Annotated in this window: 25 protein-coding genes and 2 tRNA genes; 7 read left to right on the top strand and 20 right to left on the bottom strand. The window is 58.6% G+C overall.

All coding sequences use genetic code 11. The features are described from left to right. Window positions 1–258: 258 nt before the first annotated feature. Both G547_RS0104725 and G547_RS0104720 read right to left on the bottom strand, forming a co-directional pair. Window positions 259–333 (bottom strand) — tRNA-Gly (locus G547_RS0104725). Window positions 334–335: 2 nt separating this feature from the next. Beyond that, window positions 336–411, bottom strand: a tRNA-Glu gene (locus G547_RS0104720). Between the two features lie 218 nt (window positions 412–629). On the opposite strand from G547_RS0104720, the gene G547_RS0104715 reads away from it, so the two are divergent. Further along, a complete protein-coding gene (locus tag G547_RS0104715; RefSeq protein ID WP_027328853.1) occupies window positions 630–1412 on the top strand; it encodes a hypothetical protein in 783 nt (260 codons plus the stop codon). Window positions 1413–1422: 10 nt separating this feature from the next. Here G547_RS0104715 and msrB read toward each other — a convergent pair whose 3' ends face one another. After that, a complete protein-coding gene (msrB, locus tag G547_RS0104710) occupies window positions 1423–1818 on the bottom strand; it encodes a peptide-methionine (R)-S-oxide reductase MsrB (RefSeq protein ID WP_027328852.1) in 396 nt (131 codons plus the stop codon). A gap of 104 nt (window positions 1819–1922) precedes the next feature. On the opposite strand from msrB, the gene G547_RS0104705 reads away from it, so the two are divergent. Both G547_RS0104705 and G547_RS0104700 read left to right on the top strand, forming a co-directional pair. After that, on the top strand, window positions 1923–3137 hold the full coding sequence (locus G547_RS0104705) for a pyridoxal phosphate-dependent aminotransferase (protein ID WP_027328851.1): 1215 nt from the start codon (window positions 1923–1925) through the stop codon (window positions 3135–3137). An 11-nt stretch (window positions 3138–3148) separates the two neighbouring features. Continuing rightward, window positions 3149–3640, top strand: coding sequence for a hypothetical protein (locus G547_RS0104700; RefSeq protein WP_027328850.1), 492 nt, complete (start codon window positions 3149–3151; stop codon window positions 3638–3640). 95 nt (window positions 3641–3735) lie between these two features. Here the strand turns inward: G547_RS0104700 and G547_RS0104695 are convergent, their stop codons facing one another. The 3 genes from G547_RS0104695 to G547_RS0104685 are packed head-to-tail and all read right to left on the bottom strand — an operon-like array spanning window position 3736 to window position 6341. After that, window positions 3736–4866, bottom strand: a complete 1131-nt coding sequence (locus G547_RS0104695; protein ID WP_027328849.1) for a 4-phosphoerythronate dehydrogenase — start codon at window positions 4864–4866, stop codon at window positions 3736–3738. Next, entirely contained in the window at window positions 4867–5769 is a 903-nt protein-coding gene (locus tag G547_RS0104690) for a 5'-3' exonuclease (RefSeq protein WP_027328848.1), read from the bottom strand. It lies immediately after the preceding gene. Beyond that, window positions 5766–6341: an elongation factor P hydroxylase gene (locus G547_RS0104685; RefSeq protein WP_027328847.1), complete on the bottom strand. Its 576-nt coding sequence runs from the start codon at window positions 6339–6341 to the stop codon at window positions 5766–5768. Before G547_RS0104685 ends, G547_RS0104690 begins: the two co-directional genes overlap by 4 nt. Before the next feature lie 206 nt (window positions 6342–6547). Between G547_RS0104685 and G547_RS0104680 the strand changes: the two genes are divergently transcribed. Then, entirely contained in the window at window positions 6548–7246 is a 699-nt protein-coding gene (locus tag G547_RS0104680; protein ID WP_027328846.1) for a hypothetical protein, read from the top strand. 72 nt (window positions 7247–7318) lie between these two features. On the opposite strand, the gene tusA is transcribed toward G547_RS0104680, so the two are convergent. Continuing rightward, window positions 7319–7573 (bottom strand): sulfurtransferase TusA, encoded by a 255-nt coding sequence (gene tusA / locus G547_RS0104675; protein ID WP_036187067.1) that lies wholly within the window; start codon window positions 7571–7573, stop codon window positions 7319–7321. Between the two features lie 146 nt (window positions 7574–7719). Between tusA and G547_RS0104670 the strand changes: the two genes are divergently transcribed. Then, entirely contained in the window at window positions 7720–8103 is a 384-nt protein-coding gene (locus G547_RS0104670) for a hypothetical protein (protein ID WP_027328844.1), read from the top strand. Window positions 8104–8174: 71 nt separating this feature from the next. After that, the gene (locus G547_RS0104665) at window positions 8175–8468 is read left to right on the top strand and encodes an antibiotic biosynthesis monooxygenase family protein (RefSeq protein WP_027328843.1); all 294 of its coding nucleotides are present in this window, start codon (window positions 8175–8177) and stop codon (window positions 8466–8468) included. A gap of 23 nt (window positions 8469–8491) precedes the next feature. Here G547_RS0104665 and rlmM read toward each other — a convergent pair whose 3' ends face one another. From rlmM to G547_RS0104650, 3 genes are read right to left on the bottom strand one after another with little or no spacing between them, the layout of a single operon-like run. After that, complete coding sequence (rlmM, locus tag G547_RS0104660) at window positions 8492–9547, bottom strand: 23S rRNA (cytidine(2498)-2'-O)-methyltransferase RlmM (protein ID WP_027328842.1); 1056 nt, start codon at window positions 9545–9547, stop codon at window positions 8492–8494. Continuing rightward, window positions 9544–10176, bottom strand: a complete 633-nt coding sequence (locus G547_RS0104655) for an alpha/beta family hydrolase (RefSeq protein WP_027328841.1) — start codon at window positions 10174–10176, stop codon at window positions 9544–9546. The genes rlmM and G547_RS0104655 overlap by 4 nt, the downstream gene beginning before the upstream one ends. Then, window positions 10169–10477 (bottom strand): YheU family protein, encoded by a 309-nt coding sequence (locus tag G547_RS0104650; RefSeq protein WP_342664678.1) that lies wholly within the window; start codon window positions 10475–10477, stop codon window positions 10169–10171. The genes G547_RS0104655 and G547_RS0104650 overlap by 8 nt, the downstream gene beginning before the upstream one ends. Window positions 10478–10502: 25 nt before the next feature. On the opposite strand from G547_RS0104650, the gene G547_RS0104645 reads away from it, so the two are divergent. Further along, a complete protein-coding gene (locus G547_RS0104645) occupies window positions 10503–11027 on the top strand; it encodes a glycine cleavage system transcriptional repressor (RefSeq protein WP_027328839.1) in 525 nt (174 codons plus the stop codon). A 168-nt stretch (window positions 11028–11195) separates the two neighbouring features. On the opposite strand, the gene G547_RS0104640 is transcribed toward G547_RS0104645, so the two are convergent. From G547_RS0104640 to G547_RS0104600, 10 genes are all read right to left on the bottom strand, one after another. After that, a complete protein-coding gene (locus G547_RS0104640) occupies window positions 11196–15347 on the bottom strand; it encodes a DUF6701 domain-containing protein (protein WP_084645681.1) in 4152 nt (1383 codons plus the stop codon). 30 nt (window positions 15348–15377) lie between these two features. Beyond that, window positions 15378–15743, bottom strand: a complete 366-nt coding sequence (locus G547_RS20155; protein WP_245573361.1) for an MSHA biogenesis protein MshP — start codon at window positions 15741–15743, stop codon at window positions 15378–15380. A gap of 61 nt (window positions 15744–15804) precedes the next feature. Further along, complete coding sequence (locus tag G547_RS0104630; protein WP_036187063.1) at window positions 15805–16575, bottom strand: PilW family protein; 771 nt, start codon at window positions 16573–16575, stop codon at window positions 15805–15807. Continuing rightward, window positions 16575–17060 carry a prepilin-type N-terminal cleavage/methylation domain-containing protein gene (locus G547_RS0104625; protein ID WP_027328836.1) on the bottom strand — a complete coding sequence of 162 codons (486 nt, stop codon included), beginning with the start codon at window positions 17058–17060 and terminating at the stop codon, window positions 16575–16577. The genes G547_RS0104630 and G547_RS0104625 overlap by 1 nt, the downstream gene beginning before the upstream one ends. Then, a complete protein-coding gene (locus G547_RS0104620; RefSeq protein ID WP_084645679.1) occupies window positions 17044–17505 on the bottom strand; it encodes a prepilin-type N-terminal cleavage/methylation domain-containing protein in 462 nt (153 codons plus the stop codon). Before G547_RS0104620 ends, G547_RS0104625 begins: the two co-directional genes overlap by 17 nt. Window positions 17506–17547: 42 nt before the next feature. After that, window positions 17548–17958 (bottom strand): type II secretion system protein, encoded by a 411-nt coding sequence (locus tag G547_RS22950; RefSeq protein WP_084645677.1) that lies wholly within the window; start codon window positions 17956–17958, stop codon window positions 17548–17550. A 31-nt stretch (window positions 17959–17989) separates the two neighbouring features. Continuing rightward, window positions 17990–18400: a type II secretion system protein gene (locus tag G547_RS23935; protein WP_036187058.1), complete on the bottom strand. Its 411-nt coding sequence runs from the start codon at window positions 18398–18400 to the stop codon at window positions 17990–17992. 147 nt (window positions 18401–18547) lie between these two features. Beyond that, window positions 18548–19096, bottom strand: coding sequence for a hypothetical protein (locus tag G547_RS0104610; RefSeq protein ID WP_027328834.1), 549 nt, complete (start codon window positions 19094–19096; stop codon window positions 18548–18550). Window positions 19097–19121: 25 nt separating this feature from the next. Then, entirely contained in the window at window positions 19122–20342 is a 1221-nt protein-coding gene (locus G547_RS0104605; RefSeq protein WP_027328833.1) for a type II secretion system F family protein, read from the bottom strand. 5 nt (window positions 20343–20347) lie between these two features. After that, on the bottom strand, window positions 20348–22084 hold the full coding sequence (locus G547_RS0104600) for a GspE/PulE family protein (RefSeq protein ID WP_027328832.1): 1737 nt from the start codon (window positions 22082–22084) through the stop codon (window positions 20348–20350). Window position 22085: the final 1 nt, after the last annotated feature.

The following is a 22085-nucleotide window of genomic DNA, read 5'->3' as shown; positions in this document are numbered from 1 at the left end:
GCGTCACGTCCGGTCTGCAGTGCGGCACACCTCAGGGCCAACATTCAGACACAAAAAAAGCCGACCGAAGTCAGCTTCTCTTGAATATCTGGAGCGGGACAAATCGGCAGGATGCCGATTTGCACAGCGAAGCTGCCCCCGAAGGGGGCGAGGGCCTTGGATGGCCCGAGTGCAACGAGACTCGTTTTCCGGGCGAAGCGGACGCGCCCAAATTTCAGACACAAAAAAAGCCGGCCGCGAAGCCGACTTTTTAATGTTTGGAGCGGGAAACGAGATTCGAACTCGCGACCCTCGCCTTGGCAAGGCGATGCTCTACCACTGAGCTATTCCCGCAATGGCGTCCCCTAGGGGGTTCGAACCCCTGTTACTGCCGTGAAAGGGCAGTGTCCTAGGCCTCTAGACGAAGGGGACCCTGGACCTCCCTGAGCGCTTTGCCGTGTGGCGTTGCCCTCAAGAAGTGGTGCGCATTCTAGGGAGCGACCCGGCACCTGTCAACACTTTTTTAAAATTTTTTATCGGGGGGAAACAACAACTTAGCGCCCCACCCTTATCCGGCCGGAGGGCCATTAGTGCTATACTCACCGCTGACGCCTAAATCCATTCACAGCGCTAAAAAAGACCGGCGGCCTATGTCCTCCTTACTCATTGCCAGCATCATCTTCGCCCTGCTTGTCCTGCTGGTCGGGTACGCCTTTGTGTACCAGGCACTGGAGAAGCGACGCCAACGTCGTCAGCGCCTGCTGACGGCTCTGAAGCACCGGCAACGCAACTTCAAGTTCATGCTCTCCGGCTTCCCCGACGGCTTTCTCACGAAGGACCTGACGCTGATCATCTATCGAGCGCTGCTGGATGCCTGCGAGCAACTGAGCCGGCTGGAACCGAACGAGTCGGCACATATGCAGGACTTCACTCAGTATTCTGCAGAGCTCGAAGAGATCAAGCATCGACCTCAAGCGGAGCGCACCCGGCTGGACAAGCCCGAGCAGGCCGGGGAGATCCGAAAACTCCTACAGGAGCTGTACCGGTTTATCGCCCTGCAAGCCGAACGGGGCAATCTGGGGCAGGCTCAAGGTCAGACGTACCGGGAGCAAATCAAGCGTCTGGCTCTCCAGGTGTCAGTCGATGCCAATGCCATCCAGGCCCGCCAAGCTCAGTCGGCCGGCAAGCCACGCCTGGCGATTCACTTCTACAACCTGGCGCGCAAGCAGATCACGCAGGAAAAAGGCGGACAGGGCTACCAAAAACAGCTCGCGCAGATCAACGGCATCATTAAAAAGCTTGAAGCGCAGTTGGCCCAGGAGGAGCCCAACGGGCCCACAGCCGCCTCAGAGGGCGCCGCCCCCGAGGAGGAAAAGGAGTGGAAGGACTTCGAGCAGGAAACTGACTGGAAGAAAAAGCAGCTTTACGATTGAGTTTCGGCGCTCAAGGCTTCTCCAGACTGATCGAAGCGGAGTTGATGCAGTAGCGCAGCCCGGTCGGCTCGGGGCCGTCAGGAAAGACATGGCCCAAGTGGCAGCCGCATTTGCGGCACATGACTTCGGTGCGGCGCATCCCGTGGCTGCTGTCAAAGGCCTCCTCAATCACCTCTTCATCCTTGGGCGCATAGAAGCTGGGCCAACCGCAGCCGGCATCGTATTTGGTGTCTGACTCGAACAGCGGCTCGCCGCAACAACGGCACCGATAGGTCCCGTCTTCGAACACGTTCCAGTAGTCACCGGTAAAGGGCGGCTCGGTGCCCTTTTCCCGGCAGACGTGATACTCCTCTGGCGAGAGCTCCTGGCGCCACTCGGCTTCACTACGGTTTTTAGGATCGCTCATGGGATGCTCCTTGACAGAGGCTGTAGAGAGACGGGATGATTCAGATACTTTGTGGTGGCCTGCCCACCCTCTTTCAACCCGCCGTTTTGGACATAATACTGTAGATGCGCACCGTCAATAAATCCACCAAGCTCGAAGGCGTTTGCTATGACATCCGTGGCCCGGTCCTGGAGCACGCCAACCGCCTCGAGGAAGAAGGCCACCGAATCCTCAAGCTGAACATCGGCAACCCGGCACCGTTCGGCTTCGCGGCGCCGGATGAGATCATTCAGGACGTCATCTACAACCTGCCCAATGCGGAAGGCTACACCGAATCCCGCGGCCTCTTTGCGGCGCGCAAGGCGATCATGCAGGAAAGCCAGCGCATGGGCGTACCCGGGGTGGAGATCGACGATATCTTCCTGGGCAACGGGGTCAGCGAGATGATCGTCATGTCCATGCAGGCGCTGCTGAACAATGGCGACGAGGTGCTGGTGCCCTCCCCCGACTACCCCCTGTGGACCGCCGCTGTGAACCTGGCCGGGGGCAAGGCCGTGCACTACCTGTGCGACGAGCAGTCCGACTGGTTTCCCGACGTGGAAGATATCGCGAGCAAGATCACCGACCGTACCCGGGGCATCGTCGTCATCAACCCGAACAACCCCACCGGCTCCGTATACAGCCAGGATGTGTTGGAACAGATCGTCAAGCTGGCGCAGGAACACAACCTGATCATCTACGCCGATGAGATTTACAGCAAAATTCTGTACGACGACGCCGAGTTTGTCCCGATGGCCAAGCTGGCCGATGACGTGCTGTGTATCAGCTTTAACGGCCTGTCCAAGTGCTACCGCTTGGCGGGCTTCCGCTCGGGCTGGATGACCGTCAGCGGCGCCAAGCACAAAGCCAAGGGCTACATCGAGGGGCTGGAGATGCTGGCCTCCATGCGCCTGTGCGCCAACGTACCCGCCATGTACGCCGTGCAGACGGCACTGGGGGGCTACCAGAGCGTGAACGAGCTGATCGTGCCTGGCGGCCGCCTGCGGGACCAGCGCGACGCGGCCATGAAGGCCATTCAGGAAATACCGGGCGTCAGTTGCGTCAAGCCCAAGGGGGCGCTTTACCTGTTCCCGAAATTGGACCTGAACCGCTACAAGATCAAAGACGACCAACAGATGGTCTTGGACTTCCTGATTCAGGAGAAGGTGCTGCTGGTTCAGGGCACTGCCTTCAACTGGCCGGACAAGGACCATCTGCGCATTGTCTTTCTGCCCCGCGAGGATGACCTGACCAAGGCCATTCAGCGTTTTGGCCGCTTCCTGGAAAATTACTCCCAGTAGCCGGAGGCGTTATGGCGGCAGACATCCATATCGCGGATTTCTACAAAGACGCGGCGAGGATTCTGGTGCAGCTCTACAACCAGTTTCCGCGCCCGACGACGGTCTTTGTGGAAGACATCGCCGGGCCGGATACCCCGGACGAATTCGGCCTGCACAGCCCGCGCCACCAGGCCTGTCTGGCCACCATGCTCTGGCTGGCGCAATCCGGCTACCTCACCTACCAAAGCCTGATCCGCCAGGAGGCCATGGACCAGGCGGTGCTGACCCAACGGGGTTTCACGCTCTTGGCTTCCCCCTTACCGGTTCAGGACGTGGTGGGCATTGATGTGCCGCAGCCCGATGACGCCCTGGGCGAAGAAACGCCCGTGTTGGACGCTACCCAAGCGGCCGCAGAGGCACACAATGGCATTCAGTTAGTGCGGGATGTATTGAAGCACGGCTCCTCCACGGCGATCGAGCAGGTGGTGTTGGAGTTGTTTCGGCAGGCTCGGCACCATGTTTGAGAGTGGGCGGCGGATGCGCTTTCAGCTTATCCGCCCTACGGAACGCTCCTGGCTCGTGTAGGGCGGATAAGCTGAAAGCGCATCCGCCATGATAGCTACTGCACCCGAAACCCCAATGCCTCCAAGCGCGCTTGAGCGTCTTCTGAAACGTCCCCGGTGACTCGGTAGTTTCCACACTCCCGACGCTTGGGATACTCCTTGCGCAACCGGTCAAAGCCTTTGGCGAAATCCGCTTGTGCTTGCTCCGCGCGCTCAGCCAGCGCCCGCAGCTGATGATCATCCTCAGTAATATCGTAGACCTCGGGAATCAGCCGCTGAATGGCCGGCCAGGGTTCACCACCGGCCCAGCGCCGCTCGGGGTCCGCCACCGAAGGGCGCAGCGCGTTCAGGTCTTTTTCCGGTGAGCGCCCGAGGTGGCGGCACAGCGCCTCGTAAATCATGAAGGTGCCCTGCATTTTGCCATCATAGCTGTAGCCCGCGATGTGGGGGCTCCCCAGCGCCACCCTCTGCAGAAGCGGCCGAGAGATATCCGGCTCCGGCTCCCAGACATCCAACACCACCTTCAGGTCCGCCCCGCTTTCCAGGTGTTTCAGCAAAGCCTGATTGTCGATAACCGGCCCACGGCCGGCATTCAGCAGCACAGCGCCGGGCTTGAGCTTCCGCAATTGCGCCGCCCCCACCAAATGAAAACTCGGATGCGGGCCCGAGCGGGTCAGGGGCGTGTGCATACAGACGATATCGCTACCCAGTACGTCGGTCAGGGACGTCAGATCGGGAATCTGCTCCGTGGAGAGGAAGGGGTCGTAAACGCGGCATTCAACGCCCTGGGCCTTTAAGCGGCGATAGAGCCGGCCCCCGACATTGCCACAACCGATAATGCCGACCCGCTTGCCCGCCCAATCAGTGTTCAGGTGAGCCAAGGCGGCGTACACATATTCCACCACCGAGTTGGCGTTGCATCCGGGGGCGCTGGCCCAGGTAATGCCCTGATTCTCGAGGTAGGCGGTATCGAGGTGGTCAATGCCGATGGTGCAAGTGCCCACAAACCTCACCGGGGTGCTGCGAAGCAACTCGGCGTTGACCTGGGTGACGGAGCGCACCAACAGGGCGTCGGCGCCCCGGAGATCCTCGTTGGTCATTTCCCGCCCGGGCAGGCGGACGATCTCTCCCAGGTCGCCAAAGCACTCCTCGACCAGGGGGATGTTTTCATCAACTACGATTCGCATTCAATAACCCTCTAATACACGTCGAGCCCGACTGAGAAACCCCTCGCCGAAGCCCATTTCATCGGCGAACTCTTCCAGGGCCCACCAGTCCACCGGCCCGAACTTCAGGTCCGATAGTGTAACGCCCAGGGGAAGATCGTCCACAATCCGAGCCAGTTGCCGGGAGATCTCAACCTGTTCCCAGGCCACCTCCAGCTTCGCCGCCAACGTCTTCGCGCCGCGAATCGGCAAAGACGCCACACAGGGCAAATCCGCCCGCAGCGCGTCAATCGACCCAAAATGCTGCAGTAGCGCCGATGCCGTCTTGGGCCCGACGCCCGGCACCCCGGGAATATCGTCGATGCTGTCACCCACCAGGGCGAGATAATCCACCAGTTGCTCGGGCCTGACACCCAGCTTGGCCTCCACATCCGGCGCGTAGGCGCGCTGCCCGGCGGCGTGGTCCCAAAGGTAGTCCTGGGGGCGACAAAGGAGCTGCCCCAGATCCTTGTCCCGGGTCAGAATGGCCACCGGGCGGGGGCTGCGGCGCAGGGAGCGGGCCAGGGTACCGATCAGGTCATCCGCCTCATGGGTGGGGCTGGCAAAGCTGGCAATGCCAAGAATCTCCCCGAAGCGCCGGCAGGCCAACAGTTGAAATGCCAGGGCTTCATCGGGATGGGCGCGGCTGATCTTGTAGTTGGGGTACAGCTCATTGCGAAAGCACTGGCCCAGACTTTCGTCATAGCAGGCCGCCAGGTGGGAGGGGCGTGACTCCTCCAGCAGGCGCAGCAAGAAGGTGCTGTAGCCATAAACCGCGCCGGTGCTGTAGCCCTTCTCCCGGCTGAACCAGTTGTCCGGTAGCGAAAAGTAATAACGAAAGATGTAAATCGACGCGTCAATCAGGCAAATCGGTGGCTCGCTCATGCGACCTCATCCCAAGCAAAGCGGTTCTGGTCCAGAAGTGCGTCGACGCTCTCTACGGTACCGTAGAAGCCCACCAGGGCCGCCAGAAACGCCTGAACGCGTTCACTCACCCCCTCCTGACAAAACCGGAGCACCTGAGTATGAATCGCCTGCTTGAAGGACTCGCTCGGGCCCATATTGGCCGCCAGGTTGTCGGCACTGGGCCGAAAGTGCCGCCCTGCTGCCCGGGAAAACAGCCACTCCAACGCCTGGGGGCGCACCTCCACCCGCTCAAACAGAGCCTGCTCGGCGTCGGTACGCCCGTCCGGGGCATACCAGTAGCCGTAGTCTTCCTGCCGCCGCCGCTCGGGCCCGGCGACACACCAATGCGCGACTTCGTGTAAGGCACTGGCAAAGTAGTCTTGGGTGAACCAGATGCAGTGAACATCTCCAGCATCCTTGGCGGGCTGATAGAGGGGCTCCGCAGCGCCCCCACGCAACCGGGTCGAATGGCTTTTCAGGAAAGTTCGGTCAAATAACTGAATCAAATCCCGGCAATCATGCCGGCTTGTGTTGCCAATATCGGTCAACATGCCACTCCTCAAGGCCACACCCCCGCACCGGTAATGGTGTGTGTAAAGATTTTTAATACTAGGTGTTGTGCTTTTCTCTTATAACCTATACTTTAGAAACAGATGGCGGTGTAGTTTGTGCGTCCGGCGTTACGGGAACCCCACGCACCTCATCCGTGTCTCCTGGGCTAGCGTCGTTAGCCCCAGCCTCAGCCAGGAGGTGTATTATGAAGACCTCACAGTCAAGCCACAACAAGGACAATGTGGTCGATCTCTTCACGGGAAAATCTCTCTCCGAGCTGCATGATCAGCGCTTTGTCCGACTGGCACCCGAGCTGGACGGTCTGGAAATGCTGTATTCCAACGATACCAGCGACGATCGCCTGTTCAGCCTGAAAGTGCTTTGCTGGGGCCTGCGAGCCAACGGCGAGGTAGTGGGCCTGGTGCCCTGGCTCAACGATATTGTGGCCTGCCCCGATATCTGCGACCCGCTCAATGGCCAGTGGGAAGGTTACTACGACCCCGGCATCGATGAAGTCTTCTTTGATGCCCCCATGCACAAAGTGATCGAGCTGGAGACGGCCGCGGAATATTACGAGCTTCAGTGCGAGAACGAGGACGATGTGGTGCAGGAGCTTCCCGACACCATCGGAACCCACGCCGTGCTGGCCACCGAAGAGTCCAACAAACTGCATCTCGTTGAGGTGATCAGTTGGCGCTTACTGCACGATGGCAGTGTGTTCGGCATGCTGACGGATATGAACAAAATCGTCAGCACACCCGTGTTGCCGGGCGATGAGTGCCTCTACTCGGCGCAAAAGAGCGATCAGTTCCGTTACTTCTTCCAGCATCAGATTGCCAACAAGATCAAGGCGGAAGACCCTGAAGCGCTGGCCGCCATCTCGCTGCTGGTGGACGGCTACTAGAGCCTGCGGTACCCACTCAACCGCTTTCGGCGCCCGCCCGGCGGGCGCTGAATGTTCGCTCTACTCCCCAGCCTACTCACTTTTGCGGATGTAGTAGTGATACTCATCCTTCTCTCGGCGCTCTTCCACCAATTCATGTCCGAGGAACTGGCAAAACTTGGGGACATCCCGCGTGGTCGACGGGTCTGTGGCCAGCATTTCAATCACCTCTCCCGCTGCAACCTCACGCACCGCCCGGTGCAGAAGCATGACGGGCTCCGGGCAAACCAGGCCGCGCGCATCCAGTTGTTTGCCGATCTTCCAGGGCGTCGCTTCAGACTCTGACATCCGCTTGACTCTCACTCTTTTCGGGCATAGCCCACAAAAATATTCTGAAGTAATCGCCGGTAAAAGCCGTCACCCATTGCTAGACTGTTAATAGGGACGTCTTATGGCAGGAGCGCTGAACGGTCGTTATTTACAGGGGTTACCCTATGTCGTCGCCCAGTCGGTCCCATACCCACGCCGCCCTTACCCCGACGGCGTTGGTCATTACTTCCCACTTGTTGCGCCATGATAACCCGAACCTGGCCTCCGCCATACAGCATGCCCTGGAAGAGCTGAGTCACGAACCCCCGCCTCCGGCGAGCAAAGCCAGCGAAGCGCCGCCTATGAATTGTGCCCTGCTGGCCAGTCTACACGCCCAGACCGTGGGCGAAATCCTCGCAGCCCTCACCGCGCTGGGCCAGCGGGCGATCAACACACCGGACCGACACCCGGAACGGGTGGCCTTGCTGCACGAGTTGTTGGACGAGTGGGTCGCACTCGCGGAGTGGATACTGCAGCGCAATGATAGCCCGCCCCGACAGTGGCATTAGACGCGCTGGACAATCAACGCTAAAATGGCTCTTCTGCTTGAGTATGACAGTCATTACAACCGGAACGCTTCATGATCTACGTGCTCGTTGAACGCCGCATCGCCGATGGGATGGAAAGCACTTACGAAATCGCCGCTCGCAAAGCCCTGAAGTCGGCTTACGAAGCCGAGGGGTTTCTCACGGGGGAAACGCTTCGCGACCTGCAGCGCCCCAACCACCACTATCTTTTATCCAAGTGGCGCTCGCTGCATGACTGGAAGCGCTGGTATTACAGCGATGCTCGCTACGAGGTCATGAATCAGCTCAACCCCACCCTGGCGGATTTTGAGAAGATTACACTGCTGGACAAAAACCCGGTCGAGTAAGCCCCAGCGGGCAAAGCACGGGGCTAACGCACGCGCACGAGGTGGCCTGTCACCTCTTCGCGATCGTGGTAAAGCTGTTTGAATGCCAGCTCGACACTCAACCCCGCCTCTTCGCAGGTTTGTTCGATTCGCTCGCGCAACCTCACCACCTCGGCATAACGCTGTTTCATCGGCAGCTTGAGGTTGAACACCGCTTCCCGGCACCAGCCGCGGCTGGCCCAGGTTGCAATCAGGTTAGCCACCCGCGCCGGTTTATCGGCAATGTCACACACGAGCCAGTCTACCGGCTTCTTGGGTTCAAAGGTGAAGCCGTCTTCCCGACAGTGAGTGACCTGCCCCGACTCCATCAGCTCTTCCGCCATGGGGCCGTTGTCCACGGCCTCGACAAACATGCCGCGCTGCACAAGCTGCCAGGTCCAGCCACCCGGCGCCGCGCCCAGGTCGACCGCCTTCTGGCCGCCGCCCAGACGGGTTTCCCACTCGTGGGCCGGCACAAAGTGGTGCCAGGCTTCCTCCAATTTTAACGTCGCCCGGCTCGGGGCCCCTCTGGGCTGGCGCAAGCGAGGGATCCCCATCGGCCACGCCGCCCGGTTGTTCACTGGGCTGACCCCCAGGTACATGCATTGCCCGGAGAGCAGCATCAAATGCAGCTGCCACTGGCTGGAGGGGTCGATAAGCTGTTCTTTTTTTAACGCGGACAGAAGCGGCGGTGTCAGCTTTTTCCCGAGAGTGGACAACTCCTTCCCCTCGTTGGTATCCAGGGTTTCAATCACCAGGGAGCGCGAGGCCGGCAGCTCCCGGGCCAGGTCCATCAGCGGCCCCACCCGGTTCTCGGGGGGCAGATCGCTCCGGGGCGGCCCGGTAACGAACCACTGGCGAGTAAAGATCAGATCCATAAAGTACAGCCGCTGAACGAGATCCAGTGCGCCTTTGGGTTCGTGGGTCACATAGGTCACGTAAGCCTGATTGGCCTTGGCTTTGACAAAGCCATACACGCCGGCCGCGGTGGCAAGCTCCTGGATTTCCGCGGCGCATTCTTTCTCGAACCCGGGGCGACAGTGCAAAAACAGATGATTCATTCTTTTTCTCCCACAATTGTATGGATCCATCGTCCCACTTCATCGATGCTGCTTTGCCAGTGGTCGATCTGTCGATAGCCGGATTTCACCCGGGGTTTAAAGTCGTGATCGCCATCTTCCAGCCAGAGCCAGTCGAGCGCGGGGGGCAGGTCGTAGTCAGCCACCTCCTCTTTTCGGCCCAGAGGGTCACGGGTGCCCTGCACCACCAGCGCTGGCACGGTGAGGTTCTGGAGCGGTTCAAGCCGGGTCTTCTCCGGTTTGCCCGGCGAATGGAAGGGATACCCCAGGCAGACCAGACCGGTGACGGCCGGCGCCTGCGACGCCAGGCTGGCCATCCGCCCGCCCATGGACTTTCCGCCGATCAGCAGAGGCCGTTCTCCCTGTGCTTCGTCGATGGCGGTTTGCCAACACTCCAGGAGAACGGGTTGGCGATCCGGTGGCCGTTTTTTGCCCGTCCGGCGGCGCTCGGCCATGTAGGGAAACTCAAAACGCCAGACGTCGATATTCCGCTCACACAGCCCTTCTGCCATAGCGTTCATAAAATCGCTATCCATAGGCGCGCCGGCGCCGTGGGCGAGCAACAGTCGCGCGACGGGTTGCGCCGGAGTATTTTTCAGCCATTCAATCATTGCCGAGTTCCCGAGCCTCGCGTTTGGTCAACAGGCTGACGGACTCGGTGGCGGGGTCAAACACGATGACCACATCGCCGCGCTCGATCTGGCCGCGCACCTGCTCGACCATTCGCTCCAGGCTGGTTTCTACCCAACCGTAGTCGGTGCCCTCGCGGGTGATAAATTCTTCCATCAGGCCCCGCAGGGCGGAGTCGGAGAGTTGCTCGTGGGGAATAATCATGGTTTCTCTTTGACGGTTGTCGGTGCTTGAATCCGTGGGTGTTTGCTTTTGCCAGGGCTTGGGCCACAATAGCGACATAACACGTCTGAAATGGATGATAACAATGCAACACTATTTGATTCTGACGCTCATCAGCGACGACAAACCCGGTATTGTGGAGCGGCTGGCGCAGATTATCCAGAAACATGAGGGTAACTGGCTGGAAAGCCGCCTGTCGCATCTGGCCGGTAAGTTTGCCGGTATTGTACAGGTTGCGGTGCCCGAGGCGCAGCGCGAATCGTTAACTCGCGCGCTGGAGGCACTCGGCGGCCAGGGCCTGAAGATTGTGGTGGAGGCCGCCGAGGCGGCGGAGCGGCCGGCATTTCGCGCCTTTCGTTTTACGGTGGCCGGTCCGGACCGTTCGGGGATTGTGTATGAGATCGCTCAGGCGTTTGCCGAGCGGCAGATCAATATGGGGGAGCTTGAGACGGATTATTCGAGCATGCCCTGGTCCGGGGAGCCGATGTTTCAGGCCAATGGGGTCATTGAGGTGCCTGAGTCGGTGAATATGGATGAGTTGTACGATGAGATGGATTCGATTGCCGATGAGCTGGCGGTGGATATTCGGTTGGAGGAGGATGGGGAGTAGTTGGGTGTATATCCCTCCAGAAATTCCAGCGAAGGGAGTGGGGCGACCCTTCTCAAAACGCGATGCATACATCCCTGTAGCTCCCTCTCTTCATCCCTGAAGAGAGGGTTTGAGAAGGGGGCACCCACTCCCGCAGCTTCTTTGGAAGCATCACGTTTTTGTTTCTTTCTATTCCAGCACTTCTCTCCAGTAGATGATTCTGTCGTGGCCCCGGTAGGAGCCGAAGCCTACGTTGGCCGGGGGCATGTTGATGTCGTTGTTGTGGTCGCCGTCCTGGTTCCAGTCGAATATTAGCCAGGGACGCTCGGTGAGGTTTACGAGGATATCGAACGAGCCGGTGTTGCCTGCCCCCGGGGCGGTGAAGGTCTGGTCGCTGTAGCTGTTGCTAATGTTGACACCGACGGTGTCGAGGTTGTTGTATTTGCCGGTGGTGGTGCCGCCGCCAATGGGGACGGTGCGGTTGCCGTCGTCGGTGAGCGGGCCCGTGGGTTCGTAGGTGATGGCGCTGCGGGGAATCCGGGTGCAACTGTCGTCCGCATTGCGGATGAATTCGGTTCCGTCCCAGTATTCGATATAAAACGGGGCTGCGAGATCGACGACTTCGGGACCGAAGGCGTCTTCGAGCGTGAGCCGGCCGAAGCGAAACTCGAGCGTATCGCCCAGCGCTACGGCGTTGCAGTTGTCCGAAGCCGTGCAGTCTCCCGTGGTGTTGGCGTTCATGTCATAGCCCGTGAGCGGGCGGTTGTCGGGGTCGGACAAAGCGGTCAGGCCGATGCGCAGGGAGGGCCAGGGGCCGTCGGGTTGGCCTGTCCGCGCCAGCATGGCCGTGTTGGTGTCGAACTGACCGGTACCGTTGGTCCACTTGCCTTCAAAGGTGGCCAACACCCTTCCATCAAACACATCGCCATTGGCGCTATCGGCGTTTTCAGCCACATGGCCGCTCGATACCGGCGCGGCCACTTGCTGATAGCCGAGATCGGTATCGTAATTTGTGACGTTGTTGCCTCCACGATTGCGTGCCTCCAACGTTACGCCCAGCTCAAGCGCGTTCTGCTGGAGGTAACTGAACGCGCCTGTAATGCACGTATCCTCGCTCGAGCTGCCGGTAACCGCATGTTCCCACGGGTAAAAACGTCCAATGGGGTTGCTCGCGGTCAATTCGAAAAGGTCTCCCGCTGAGAGGTAGTCGTCTCCCAAGAGCCTGGGCGTGACAATGATTGCCCCAACATTGTCCCAGGTCACCGTATCGCTGGAGGAGTAACCACCTCCCTCCGGACTAAAGCTGCTTTCCCCTCCAAGAGAGCCCAAGTCACCACCCGTCGGATAACTGAGTGTGGTCAATTCCAGGCGGACATTCTCCGGTGAGTTTTCGTTTCCGAAGTTGGGCGTCACATTGTCCTGCGCGTTCAGGGCCTCGACAGTGACAGAGAATGGCTCACCCGCGGCCACAAAAGCGTCGTCGTCGGCTTGGGTATCAACGCTACTGTCGGTGCCGGGACTTTCTGCACCGGCCAGGGTTTGCACACTGGCCACCCTCAGACTATGGGGCTTCACCACAAATTCATTACTGCTGCCGACCAGCGTTTCGGCAGGCTGAGGAGGCTCCTCCGGGAGCGCGAGCTGGGCGTATAAGCGAACCTGCCCCACATCCGAATAGGTCAAAGGAATGGAAGCAAATCCTTCACTATCGAACAGTAAATCCACAGCGCTATAGGTTACCGGTTCCCCAATGTTGTTGGCCGCAATCGGCGTTCCTCCAACATCAAAGACCTGCCCGGTGACGCAGCTCCCGGGGTTCCGGCACTCGAAGGCAAGACCGACTGACCTGGTCTGTCCGCTCAGACGGGCGATACAGGCACCCTCTTTTTCATCACTGGCCTTAACGGCTCTAATTACCGGAGCGGGATCTTGCAAGCCCGCAACCTGGGTGGGTATGCTGCCGTTCCTGTCAGCGAGACTGTCATAGAACAACAGCCCTACATCGCTAAAATTGATTGGACCCGAACTGTTTTGAATCGTCCCATCGGTAACACTCAAGCTGACCTCGCCCTCGGCATCCCATTGAAGGTATTTGGTAACCGTGGACTCCAAGCCAGAGAACTGATAGGTGTTTTCTCCATTCGCCCAGGGGATCTCGGCCGTTGATGGCGTCGTCCCCAAGACAATCTCCGTTCCCGCTGGAGGCGCCACTGCATTGCCGGCAGAATCGACCGCGGTGATAACAACCTGCAACGCCTCGCAGGTCACCCCACTTCCGCTGTGAGCCAGAAGGTAGTTGGCCACTTGGCTCCCCGGGCAGTGGTAGAGCCCCTGCAGTGTCCCCGCATCATCGCCAGCGGGAATCGGGAAATAACTGCCGTTCGAGGGCGTTGACCAAAGCAGCTCGATTTGCGCTCTTCCACCGTTCTCATAAAATTCCAATCGAATGTCGTAGGCCTGCTCGGATTGCAGCTCGATCGGGCCGGTGGTATTGGTTTGCACCGAATGATCACCCCAATTGTTGATCACCCGCTGACCGTCAACCCAAAGCCGCACGCCATCGTCCGATAAGGTTCGGAAACGGTAGTTTCCGGTTTCCGTCACATAGAGCCGCCCCTCCCAGCGAATGGAAAAGTCGTTGGCACGCCCGCCGAGAACCGAAGGCCCCTCATTGTTCTCCCAACTGAACTGCACCGGCGCATCCACCCGTGTGGTCGCAGCCTCGCCGCTCAAGGTTTCGTTCTCGAAATACTCCCCGAGCAATCCGGGCACTGGTGTGGAGACCGGGCATATCACGCTGCTGCAGGGGTGGGTATCGGCATAGATTGCAGCAACTTCCGTGTCGGTCAAAATGCCGTCGTAAACCCGCACTTCGTCCAACTCCGCTTGAAGATACACCGGCGCTCCCCCCCCGGCGTTATCCACTCGACCGATGCTGGAGAAACCATTGCCAATACTCCCGGGACGACTGTTGCCCGATACGTCCAACGCACCGTCGACAAATATTTGATAATCACCGGAGTCGTGGTTGCGGGTAATAACAACGTGCTTCCAGCCCTGACCACTGATCACTTCCGAAGAGACGGCCGTGTTGTCGTTGCCCACCGCCAAACCGATTCGTCCCTGAGGGTTAAGCCAACCCCAAAAAATATCGTCCTCCCCCCCGTTCTCTTCCACTCCAGTGACCGCAGGCGAGAGCCACACACTGTTGCTACCAACGTCCTCTGTTTTAATCCAGAACGCCAAGCTGGCGGTCTGCGTCAGAGTATCCGACAGGTTGGGCACACTGATGTAATCATCAGCACCATCAAGCTGCCCATAGCCACAGGTGCCCGGATCGCCATCAATGGCGGGCGCGGCTGAAGCCGTTGAGGCTCCGTTTTGGGCCGTGCCGTGGTTACTGTTGCCACTGACATCCAGCACCTCGCCGGAAGTTCCGTCCCAGAGCGCTTCATCCATGCGCCAATAGCTCACTATGCTCGCGGGGCTATCGGTGCCGGGACCACACAAAGGGGCAAACTCCACGTCGTTCAATACGCCACTGGGATAGAGAATTTCGGAGTATTGCGCGAGGCTTACTGTGGAGCCTGCCACAGCGCCCGTGACTTGCGCACCATAACCGACAGCGACAGAACCCGAGGCATAAATGAACGCCGTTAACACCGCATTCTGTTCGATCGACACATCTCCCGACGCATAAATAAGTAGCTCACCCGCCTCAAAGTCAGACGTGAAAGCTTCATAGCCGATCGTAACGTCCCCGCTGACAAACAGACGCACCGGATCAGAACCCCCGCCCTGACGGTCAATTTGAGTTTCCTGTCCGAAGGTCACATCCCCGTCAACCCAATAATCTCCTGCTCGAAAACGAACTTCCGATTGATACTGGGTCGTCAAGCTTTGGGCATAATAAGTTCCATTCTCCGTATTGAATGTGGCGCGCTCATCTTGGTTGACGGTAATGCTTGTATAGTCCCCCTCGAGTATATTGGTATTACTATCTACCACCACCGCACCATCACCGCCCGTTCCGGCGAGCACCGTTACCGAGCCGAGAGCGCTAGGAGTTCCCAACGCCTGACATACGCTACCACTACAGGAAGCCTGGCCCGGCGGACTCTGTTGACTCAGAACAGGAGTGGAAAGGACATTGCTGCCACCGGAGATGGAAGGCTGGTAGCCAGCGGTAATGGAGCCTGAGGCGCTATGGCTTTGAGCACCGTTGGTAAATACGGCGTCGCAGGCAGCGGACCAAGCAGGAGACGCCAGAACGGTTAGCAAGGCGACAAGCAGCCAAAGCGCACCACTCGTCCCGGCTTGTCGATCAGTGATTGAGTTCATTGAACGAATTCCACAGCTATTTACGCATGGTCAGAACCGGGCCTGAACCTCCAGAGCCCGGACAGCTCGCGTAGCGCCCGCTCCGCAAGCACCGCTGGCCTCAATACGATACATACCCGGCTCCAACAACTCACAACTGACCTCCGCAGAGCAAAGGTTCAGCCCGAGTATACCGGAAAAGTCCAGAGACTGACTCAACCCCGAGCAGCGGTTGTCCACCGCGGGACGTGCCGCGGCACTGGGGTAAAACAACTCGCTCAAGCCGGACTGAACGCCACTTTCAGCCGCATACAGTGCCTGCACCGTCAAAAGCTCCTGCACGCTCGCCACGGAGCTCTGACTGGTGGTGCGCCAAAGAGCCAGGGCCGCGAGCCCCATCACCACGACAATGAACATAGCCACAGGCAGCAGGAAACCTCGCTGAGAGGCTGGCAGAGCCGAAGGCAAGCGATTCCGGTCAGGGCACATTGCGAATCAAAACCTCCTGTTCAAAGTCGAGCGATTCATCGCCCTCGGCAAAAGCGATGTTCATGCGCACCAATACATTGCGGCTGTCACTGGCCGAAGACAACGTAAAAGGCGCCCCCATTGGCTGGGCTCCTTGCGCCAACAGATCGTAACTCGAAGTGACATCTATTCCCGCCGCCGTTCGATCCTGATTCGGATAAAATCGCAGCTGACCACCAAACAGACAAAAACCCTGGGGCGCGTTCAGCAAAAAGAACCGCCTCCCAATTGAATTCCGTTGCCAATCACGGCTGGGGAACCCGACGGACGTCGCCGAGCGGCTCGATACCAGAGCCAAAGAAACGGGAGCGCCTCCGTAAAGTTCACCGCTATCCATGGCCCCAATACTTATAAAATCCGCCGATCCGAAATCGACACTGTGGGGCGCCGTGTCGATGGAAGCATGATCGGGAGCGTTATTGGCCTTATCGGGTACCGGGTTGCGGTAGAAGCCTCCACCGGCAACCGGCATAAACTCCACGCAGTTACCGCTGTTGGTAACACGCACGCTGTACGGCATGGCGCCACGCAACTGTCGGGTCATTCGCTCGAGTGCCATACGAGCCGTATTGACCAGCGCCGCCCGTGTTTGAGTTTTCTGATAACTTTCGGTGGCGCTCACGATAAAACCCGTGCCGACGGTTGCCAGGACCGCCAGAACCACGACGACGGTGATTAACTCGATCAACGAAAAGCCACTCTCTTTCGGGTTGGGCGCCATCAGAAGTTCGTCCGGTAGGCAGACAGGGTAACGGATTGACCATCCGGCGCGGTCGCGATAACGGTGATGCGCTTTGCCCAGGCGTTGTTGGGAAGGCCCAGCTCAGTACCGGCTAGCTCAACATTCACTTGCCGTTGATAGCTACTGTAGGGCGAATCGGAATAACCGTCGAAGCTACTGACACCGCCTGCATCGGCACAGGACGGTGGCGAAGGGCGCCCGGAGGGAACGGTGCTGCCACAGGCGGGAACGCCTCCAGCCGGTGTGTTGGCATCATAAGGCTGGGCAAGCACAACATCCAACTGAGACTGGGCCGCCTCGATAAGCCGGACCCGAACAACCGGGTCCACGCTGTTGACCACGGAGTACCGATAGACGCCCAATAGCGCCCCCAATGCCAGAGAGATCACGACGATAAAAACGATGAGCTCTATCAACGTCACCCCGCGCTGGAGAGCTGGCGGTAATCTAGGGCGTGTAGGCATAACCGGTCGCCTCCACGTTGATGGTGGCTGAGGTGGAGCCGCGTTCAATGATCAACTGGCCAGGCGAGGTTCGGCCCAGCTTGTCAAACTCATAGCTGCCCGTGCCACTGGTAATGGCGATGCCCTGCGGCAACGTAACAGGATACGCACTGCCTGTCGCAACGACAGAAGTGCCGCTTTCCGTCACGTTGAGACTGTTTGCGGTCACAGTGAGCTGGATAGGATTGGCATCGCTGGCGCGAGCCATGGCAAGTTGCTGAGCAGTGAAAAAAGCTGTTAAAGCTTGATCGCGAGCGGATTGAACAGCGGCAACGTCAGTATTATTAAAACGAGAAGCTGCAACAATGCTGATCACCCCCAGCACCAAGAGAACGGCAACTAACTCTATGAGGCTAAAACCTCGGTTGGCGCCACTCACTGATTTGGCTGTCTTTGCAGGCACCATTTCGTGACAACCCCTCAAACATCCAACCGGGCAATTTATAAGCTACGTTGGCCCAACACCATGAAGGACAAATGTAGCTCGCACTGAACCATCGCTTTCATCAATCACTTCACAGACAGCCGTCTGCCCACTGGTTAAGCTAGCAGGCTCGCCGGATCCAGGTTCAATTCGATACCCAGCTAGAGAACCAGAATCCAATAAGTTCTGAGCGCTTTGGCAGTTGAACACGGGAACTGGAGACGGAGAGTTCAGGTCAGTTCTAGCGACAATATCTGTTGCGTGATTTATTGCGCTGGCACTTCCCAGAGACCCCGCGATCGCTTGAGCAGAACTTTCTCTAGCAGAGTGAGATAAATCCACGAACCTCGGAATAGCCACTCCTGCCACAATCCCCAGGATCACAATGGCAGCAAGGAGCTCCAGTAATGTGAACCCTAGGGAGTGGTTTCTCATACAGAACCGTCTTTTCTACCGCACTAGCCTATTATTGAACACCGTAGGCCGTAAATGTATCCGTAACGCCATTCGGACCTGTCACGGTGCAGGTGGAAGAACCGCCTTCGGTCCCAATACCACCACCTTGAAGTGCGGTGCCTGCATCGGTGTTAAGGGTATAGCCATTCGGCATACCACCATCCAGCAAACCAGCCACATCATCGCAAGTGTCTACTGTTACAATTGGAGTGGTCGTATTCAAACCTGCGTCATTTGCAATGTTATTTGCGTGATTTAGCGAGGAAGCGCTCGCCAGGTTACCCGCTACCCCTTGCACGGCCGCTTGGCGAGCCGCCGCCGACAAATCCACAAACCGGGGCACGGCCACGGCGGCGATAATGCCCAGGATCACGATAACCGCGATCAGTTCGATCAAAGTAAAACCGGATTGTTGTTTCATAAGTACCAACTCCATCAGTGTGGTGAGTTTCTAGTCAAAAAGTGCTGCAAAGCCGCCGCCCCGATGAGGCTGAACTTGGCGCCTGATTACACCCAATATAGGTTAATTCAACATCCGTGCCAATACATTTTCCGATAATCTGCGTCATTACGGTGACGAATAGACAACTACCCTGCCATTACGAGGAAAGTAGTCAAAATACTGCCGACCTGACTCGTCAAGTAAATGACGGTAACGGCATGCCTTCTCGTCCTGGTCCGTCACCGCTGAAACCTCATAGTCGCCCGTCTCTGCCGACTCCTGTCCCTCGATCTCCACTTTTGGCGCCTGATATAAAAGCCCGTTCCACAACTGGGCGCATTCCCAGACCTCCAACGTCCGGTCCTGGGCCTGTGCTGCGGAGGCCGTATTGACCGGCCAGCCGCTTCGGTTAAGGTAAACCTCTACCGGAGACATCTCTTGCCCGTCTACCGGCGAACTGGGCAACTGGCCATATACAGTGACAGTGTAGTCAAGGTCTCCCTGACTTCGCTGGACATACCACTTCGCTCTGACCCCGGAGACCGCCGTTTCAAAGTTCTGCGCGGCGAGCTTGAAGCTCAGTTGGCGCACATCCTCAGCCATGCGGCTGTAAACTCCGACCGCAAGCGTAACGATCACGCTGATCACGAGGATCAGTAGCGTCCATTCAAACACACGCGCACTCCGTTCGGCCATAGGGTCACTGCTGAATGTTGTACATTTCCCACATGGGAAGAAAAATGCCCAGAGCCAGGATCAGCACGAAACTGGCCATGATCACAATCATGATCGGTTCAATGCGGTCGCTGAGGCGTTTCGTGTCGTAGTCCACCTCGCGCTCGTAAAACTCCGCCACTTCTGAGAGCAGCTGGTCCACCTGCCCGCTTTCCTCGCCCACGGCAATCATCTGTAGCACCAGGGGTGTGAACATGCCGCTGGTCATATGGGTCTGAAAGAGCCCTTCGCCCCGCTCGACCCCCGCGCGAATCTCCCGGATCTTGTCACCCAGGTAGGGGTTATCAATGGCTCGCGCGCACAAATCCAGCGCCCTGTTGACCGGCAGACCCGCTCTCAGCATCACGCTGAAAGAGCGGGCATACCGGGCCATGGAGGCACGTTCTATAATATCGCCAATCGCAATCAGACCCAATTTTTTCCGGCCCCACCACCGAGCGCCCTCTTCGGTGGAAACGTAATGTCGGAGCCCAAAGAAGACGCTAACCGTAATAAAGAGTAGGTAGGGCCAGAAGGCGACGAAAAAGTCGGAGACACCAATCAATATACGAGTCGGCAGCGGCAACTGGGCCCCGAACTGGGAAAACATGTTGGCAAACGCCGGTATCACCTTCACGTTGATGACCAGAATCGCGATCGCCAGAGCAATCAGGACAAAACTCGGGTACCGCAGGGCGGACTTGATATTTTTGATGGTTTCCTGGTCGCGCTCCAGGTACTCGCTCAACTGCTTGAACGCATCCTCCAGTGACCCGCTGTCCTCGCCCACGCTGACAATACTGACAAAGAGGTTGTTGAACACTTTCGGGTGGTGGCGCATGGCCACCGACAACTCCAGGCCGGACTCCAACCGGTCCGCAATATCCTCCAGCGTCTCGCGAAAGGTGACGTGCCGAAGGTTTGCCGCCAAACCCCGTATTCCACGCACCAGAGGGACGCCGGCCCGAGTGATGGTGTACATCTGCCGGCAGAACATGATGAGGTCAACCGTTTCCACCTTGCCGCTGTTGCGCCAGGCCTGCCAACGCTCTGAGAAACTGGGCTTGTACTCATAGGGCTCAATGGCCAGTGGCGTGACGCCCCGCCCCGACAGCTGTCCGGCGACGGCATCAGCAGTGGGCGCCTCCAATTGACCGGTTACCAACCGGCCTTCGGCGTTGCGTCCTCGAAACTGGTAGATCGCCATGGCCTTTAGATCAGCTCCGCTTCATCTTCGATTTGTGCCGAGACCTTCATCACCTCTTCCAGCGTCGACACCCCTTCGATCGCATAGTCCAGTGCGCCGTGACTCAGCGGCCGATAGTGCGGATTCTGTTGAGCCGCTCGGGTAAAGGCATTGAGGCTGCCTTCGCGCAAGGCTTCGGCCATGGCGCTGTTGATTTCCAGCAATTCAAATACCCCGATGCGGCCGCGATAGCCGGTATTGTGGCAATGGGGACAACCGGCGCCCCGCTTGAACTGTACCTGGTCCAGGTCGTGGCGATGCCCGATGGCCGCCAACAATTGCCGTTCGCTGGCGTCGGGGGTGTGGTCCTCTACGCAGCTTGAGCAGATCTTGCGCAACAGCCGCTGGGCCACAATGGCTTTCAGAGCGGTCGCCACCAGATAGGCATCGACTCCCATATCGATCAGGCGAAGCGGCGACGTCAGAGCGTCGTTGGTGTGCAGCGTCGAAAGCACCATGTGCCCGGTCATGGCCGCCCTCAGGGCGATTTCCGCGGACTCCGCATCGCGAATCTCGCCTACCAGCAGAATATCCGGATCCTGACGCAGAGAAGCACGAAGCACAGTACCGAAGGTCAGCCCAATGCGCTCGTGCAACTGCACCTGGTTAATACGGGGAAGACGGTACTCCACCGGGTCCTCCACCGTGATGATTTTCTTCTCCGGCTTGTTCAGCTCGGACAGGGCACCATAGAGCGTGGTGGTCTTACCGCTACCGGTAGGCCCGGTTACCAGCACCAGACCGTGGGGGCGGGTAATGATCCGGCGGAACCGGTCCACCAGATGGGAGGGCATACCCACTTTGCCCAACGGCAGCACCCCATCGGTATGATCCAGCAGACGCATGACCACCGACTCGCCGAATTGCACCGGCATGGTGGACAGTCGCACATCGATATTGCGGCCTTTGACCTTGAGGTTGAAACGACCGTCCTGGGGCTTACGCTTCTCGGAAATATCCAGCCCGGACATCAGTTTGAGGCGAACCACCACCGCGGGGGCAATCCGCTTTTCGTTCATCACCTGTTCGAGCAGCACGCCGTCGATCCGGTTGCGGATGCGCAGCACCGTTTCATCGGGCTCGATGTGAATATCCGACGCCTTCGCCGAGATGGCTTCCTCGAAAATTTTCTGCAGCAACTTGACCACCGGCGCGTCGCTGTCAGTCGCCTCGGCGGCAAAGTCCGTGAGGTCGATGGCGGAGCTTTCCAGCTCCTCATCCAATTCTTCCGCCAGGGAGGCGATTTCACTCGCCTGGCTGTAGGCGATGTCGAGCACATCCAACAGCTCGGACTCACGCACTACCGCGGGCTTTACCGGCTGCTTCAACTGGCGGGCCAGTTCATCAAGACAAAAAATATCCGTCGGGTCGGCCATGCCGATCAACAGGCCGTCGGGGTCCTCTCGCAAGGGAATGACCCGATAGCGACGGGCGCTGGTTTCCGGCAGGCGTTGGATCAGATCCCGATCAAAACGGAACTGCTTAAGCTCGACAAACGGAATATCCAGCTGTTCGGACAACAGGTTCAGCAGCGCATTCTCATCGACATAGCCGAGATCGACCAGGGTATTGCCCAGTTTACGGCCCGTCAGTTTCTGCTCTTGCAGCGCTCGCTGAAGCTGATCGTCGGTGATCATCTGCTGGCTGACCAGCAAGTCCCCGATACGAATACGTTTGCGCGGATTGGATTGCGGTTCCGGCATG

Source organism: Marinimicrobium agarilyticum DSM 16975 (assembly GCF_000423345.1).
Classification (GTDB): domain Bacteria; phylum Pseudomonadota; class Gammaproteobacteria; order Pseudomonadales; family Cellvibrionaceae; genus Marinimicrobium; species Marinimicrobium agarilyticum.
This window is presented reverse-complemented; position numbering and strand designations above follow the sequence as displayed.

Coding starts and splice junctions, on each gene's coding strand:
- G547_RS0104715 (WP_027328853.1), top strand. CDS start 630: ATGTCCTCCTTACTCATTGCCAGCATCATCTTCGCCCTGCTTGTCCTG.
- msrB (WP_027328852.1), bottom strand. CDS start 1,818: ATGAGCGATCCTAAAAACCGTAGTGAAGCCGAGTGGCGCCAGGAGCTC.
- G547_RS0104705 (WP_027328851.1), top strand. CDS start 1,923: ATGCGCACCGTCAATAAATCCACCAAGCTCGAAGGCGTTTGCTATGAC.
- G547_RS0104700 (WP_027328850.1), top strand. CDS start 3,149: ATGGCGGCAGACATCCATATCGCGGATTTCTACAAAGACGCGGCGAGG.
- G547_RS0104695 (WP_027328849.1), bottom strand. CDS start 4,866: ATGCGAATCGTAGTTGATGAAAACATCCCCCTGGTCGAGGAGTGCTTT.
- G547_RS0104690 (WP_027328848.1), bottom strand. CDS start 5,769: ATGAGCGAGCCACCGATTTGCCTGATTGACGCGTCGATTTACATCTTT.
- G547_RS0104685 (WP_027328847.1), bottom strand. CDS start 6,341: ATGTTGACCGATATTGGCAACACAAGCCGGCATGATTGCCGGGATTTG.
- G547_RS0104680 (WP_027328846.1), top strand. CDS start 6,548: ATGAAGACCTCACAGTCAAGCCACAACAAGGACAATGTGGTCGATCTC.
- tusA (WP_036187067.1), bottom strand. CDS start 7,573: ATGTCAGAGTCTGAAGCGACGCCCTGGAAGATCGGCAAACAACTGGAT.
- G547_RS0104670 (WP_027328844.1), top strand. CDS start 7,720: ATGTCGTCGCCCAGTCGGTCCCATACCCACGCCGCCCTTACCCCGACG.
- G547_RS0104665 (WP_027328843.1), top strand. CDS start 8,175: ATGATCTACGTGCTCGTTGAACGCCGCATCGCCGATGGGATGGAAAGC.
- rlmM (WP_027328842.1), bottom strand. CDS start 9,547: ATGAATCATCTGTTTTTGCACTGTCGCCCCGGGTTCGAGAAAGAATGC.
- G547_RS0104655 (WP_027328841.1), bottom strand. CDS start 10,176: ATGATTGAATGGCTGAAAAATACTCCGGCGCAACCCGTCGCGCGACTG.
- G547_RS0104650 (WP_342664678.1), bottom strand. CDS start 10,477: ATGTCGCTATTGTGGCCCAAGCCCTGGCAAAAGCAAACACCCACGGAT.
- G547_RS0104645 (WP_027328839.1), top strand. CDS start 10,503: ATGCAACACTATTTGATTCTGACGCTCATCAGCGACGACAAACCCGGT.
- G547_RS0104640 (WP_084645681.1), bottom strand. CDS start 15,347: ATGAACTCAATCACTGATCGACAAGCCGGGACGAGTGGTGCGCTTTGG.
- G547_RS20155 (WP_245573361.1), bottom strand. CDS start 15,743: ATGTTCATTGTCGTGGTGATGGGGCTCGCGGCCCTGGCTCTTTGGCGC.
- G547_RS0104630 (WP_036187063.1), bottom strand. CDS start 16,575: ATGGCGCCCAACCCGAAAGAGAGTGGCTTTTCGTTGATCGAGTTAATC.
- G547_RS0104625 (WP_027328836.1), bottom strand. CDS start 17,060: ATGCCTACACGCCCTAGATTACCGCCAGCTCTCCAGCGCGGGGTGACG.
- G547_RS0104620 (WP_084645679.1), bottom strand. CDS start 17,505: ATGGTGCCTGCAAAGACAGCCAAATCAGTGAGTGGCGCCAACCGAGGT.
- G547_RS22950 (WP_084645677.1), bottom strand. CDS start 17,958: ATGAGAAACCACTCCCTAGGGTTCACATTACTGGAGCTCCTTGCTGCC.
- G547_RS23935 (WP_036187058.1), bottom strand. CDS start 18,400: ATGAAACAACAATCCGGTTTTACTTTGATCGAACTGATCGCGGTTATC.
- G547_RS0104605 (WP_027328833.1), bottom strand. CDS start 20,342: ATGGCGATCTACCAGTTTCGAGGACGCAACGCCGAAGGCCGGTTGGTA.
- G547_RS0104600 (WP_027328832.1), bottom strand. CDS start 22,084: ATGCCGGAACCGCAATCCAATCCGCGCAAACGTATTCGTATCGGGGAC.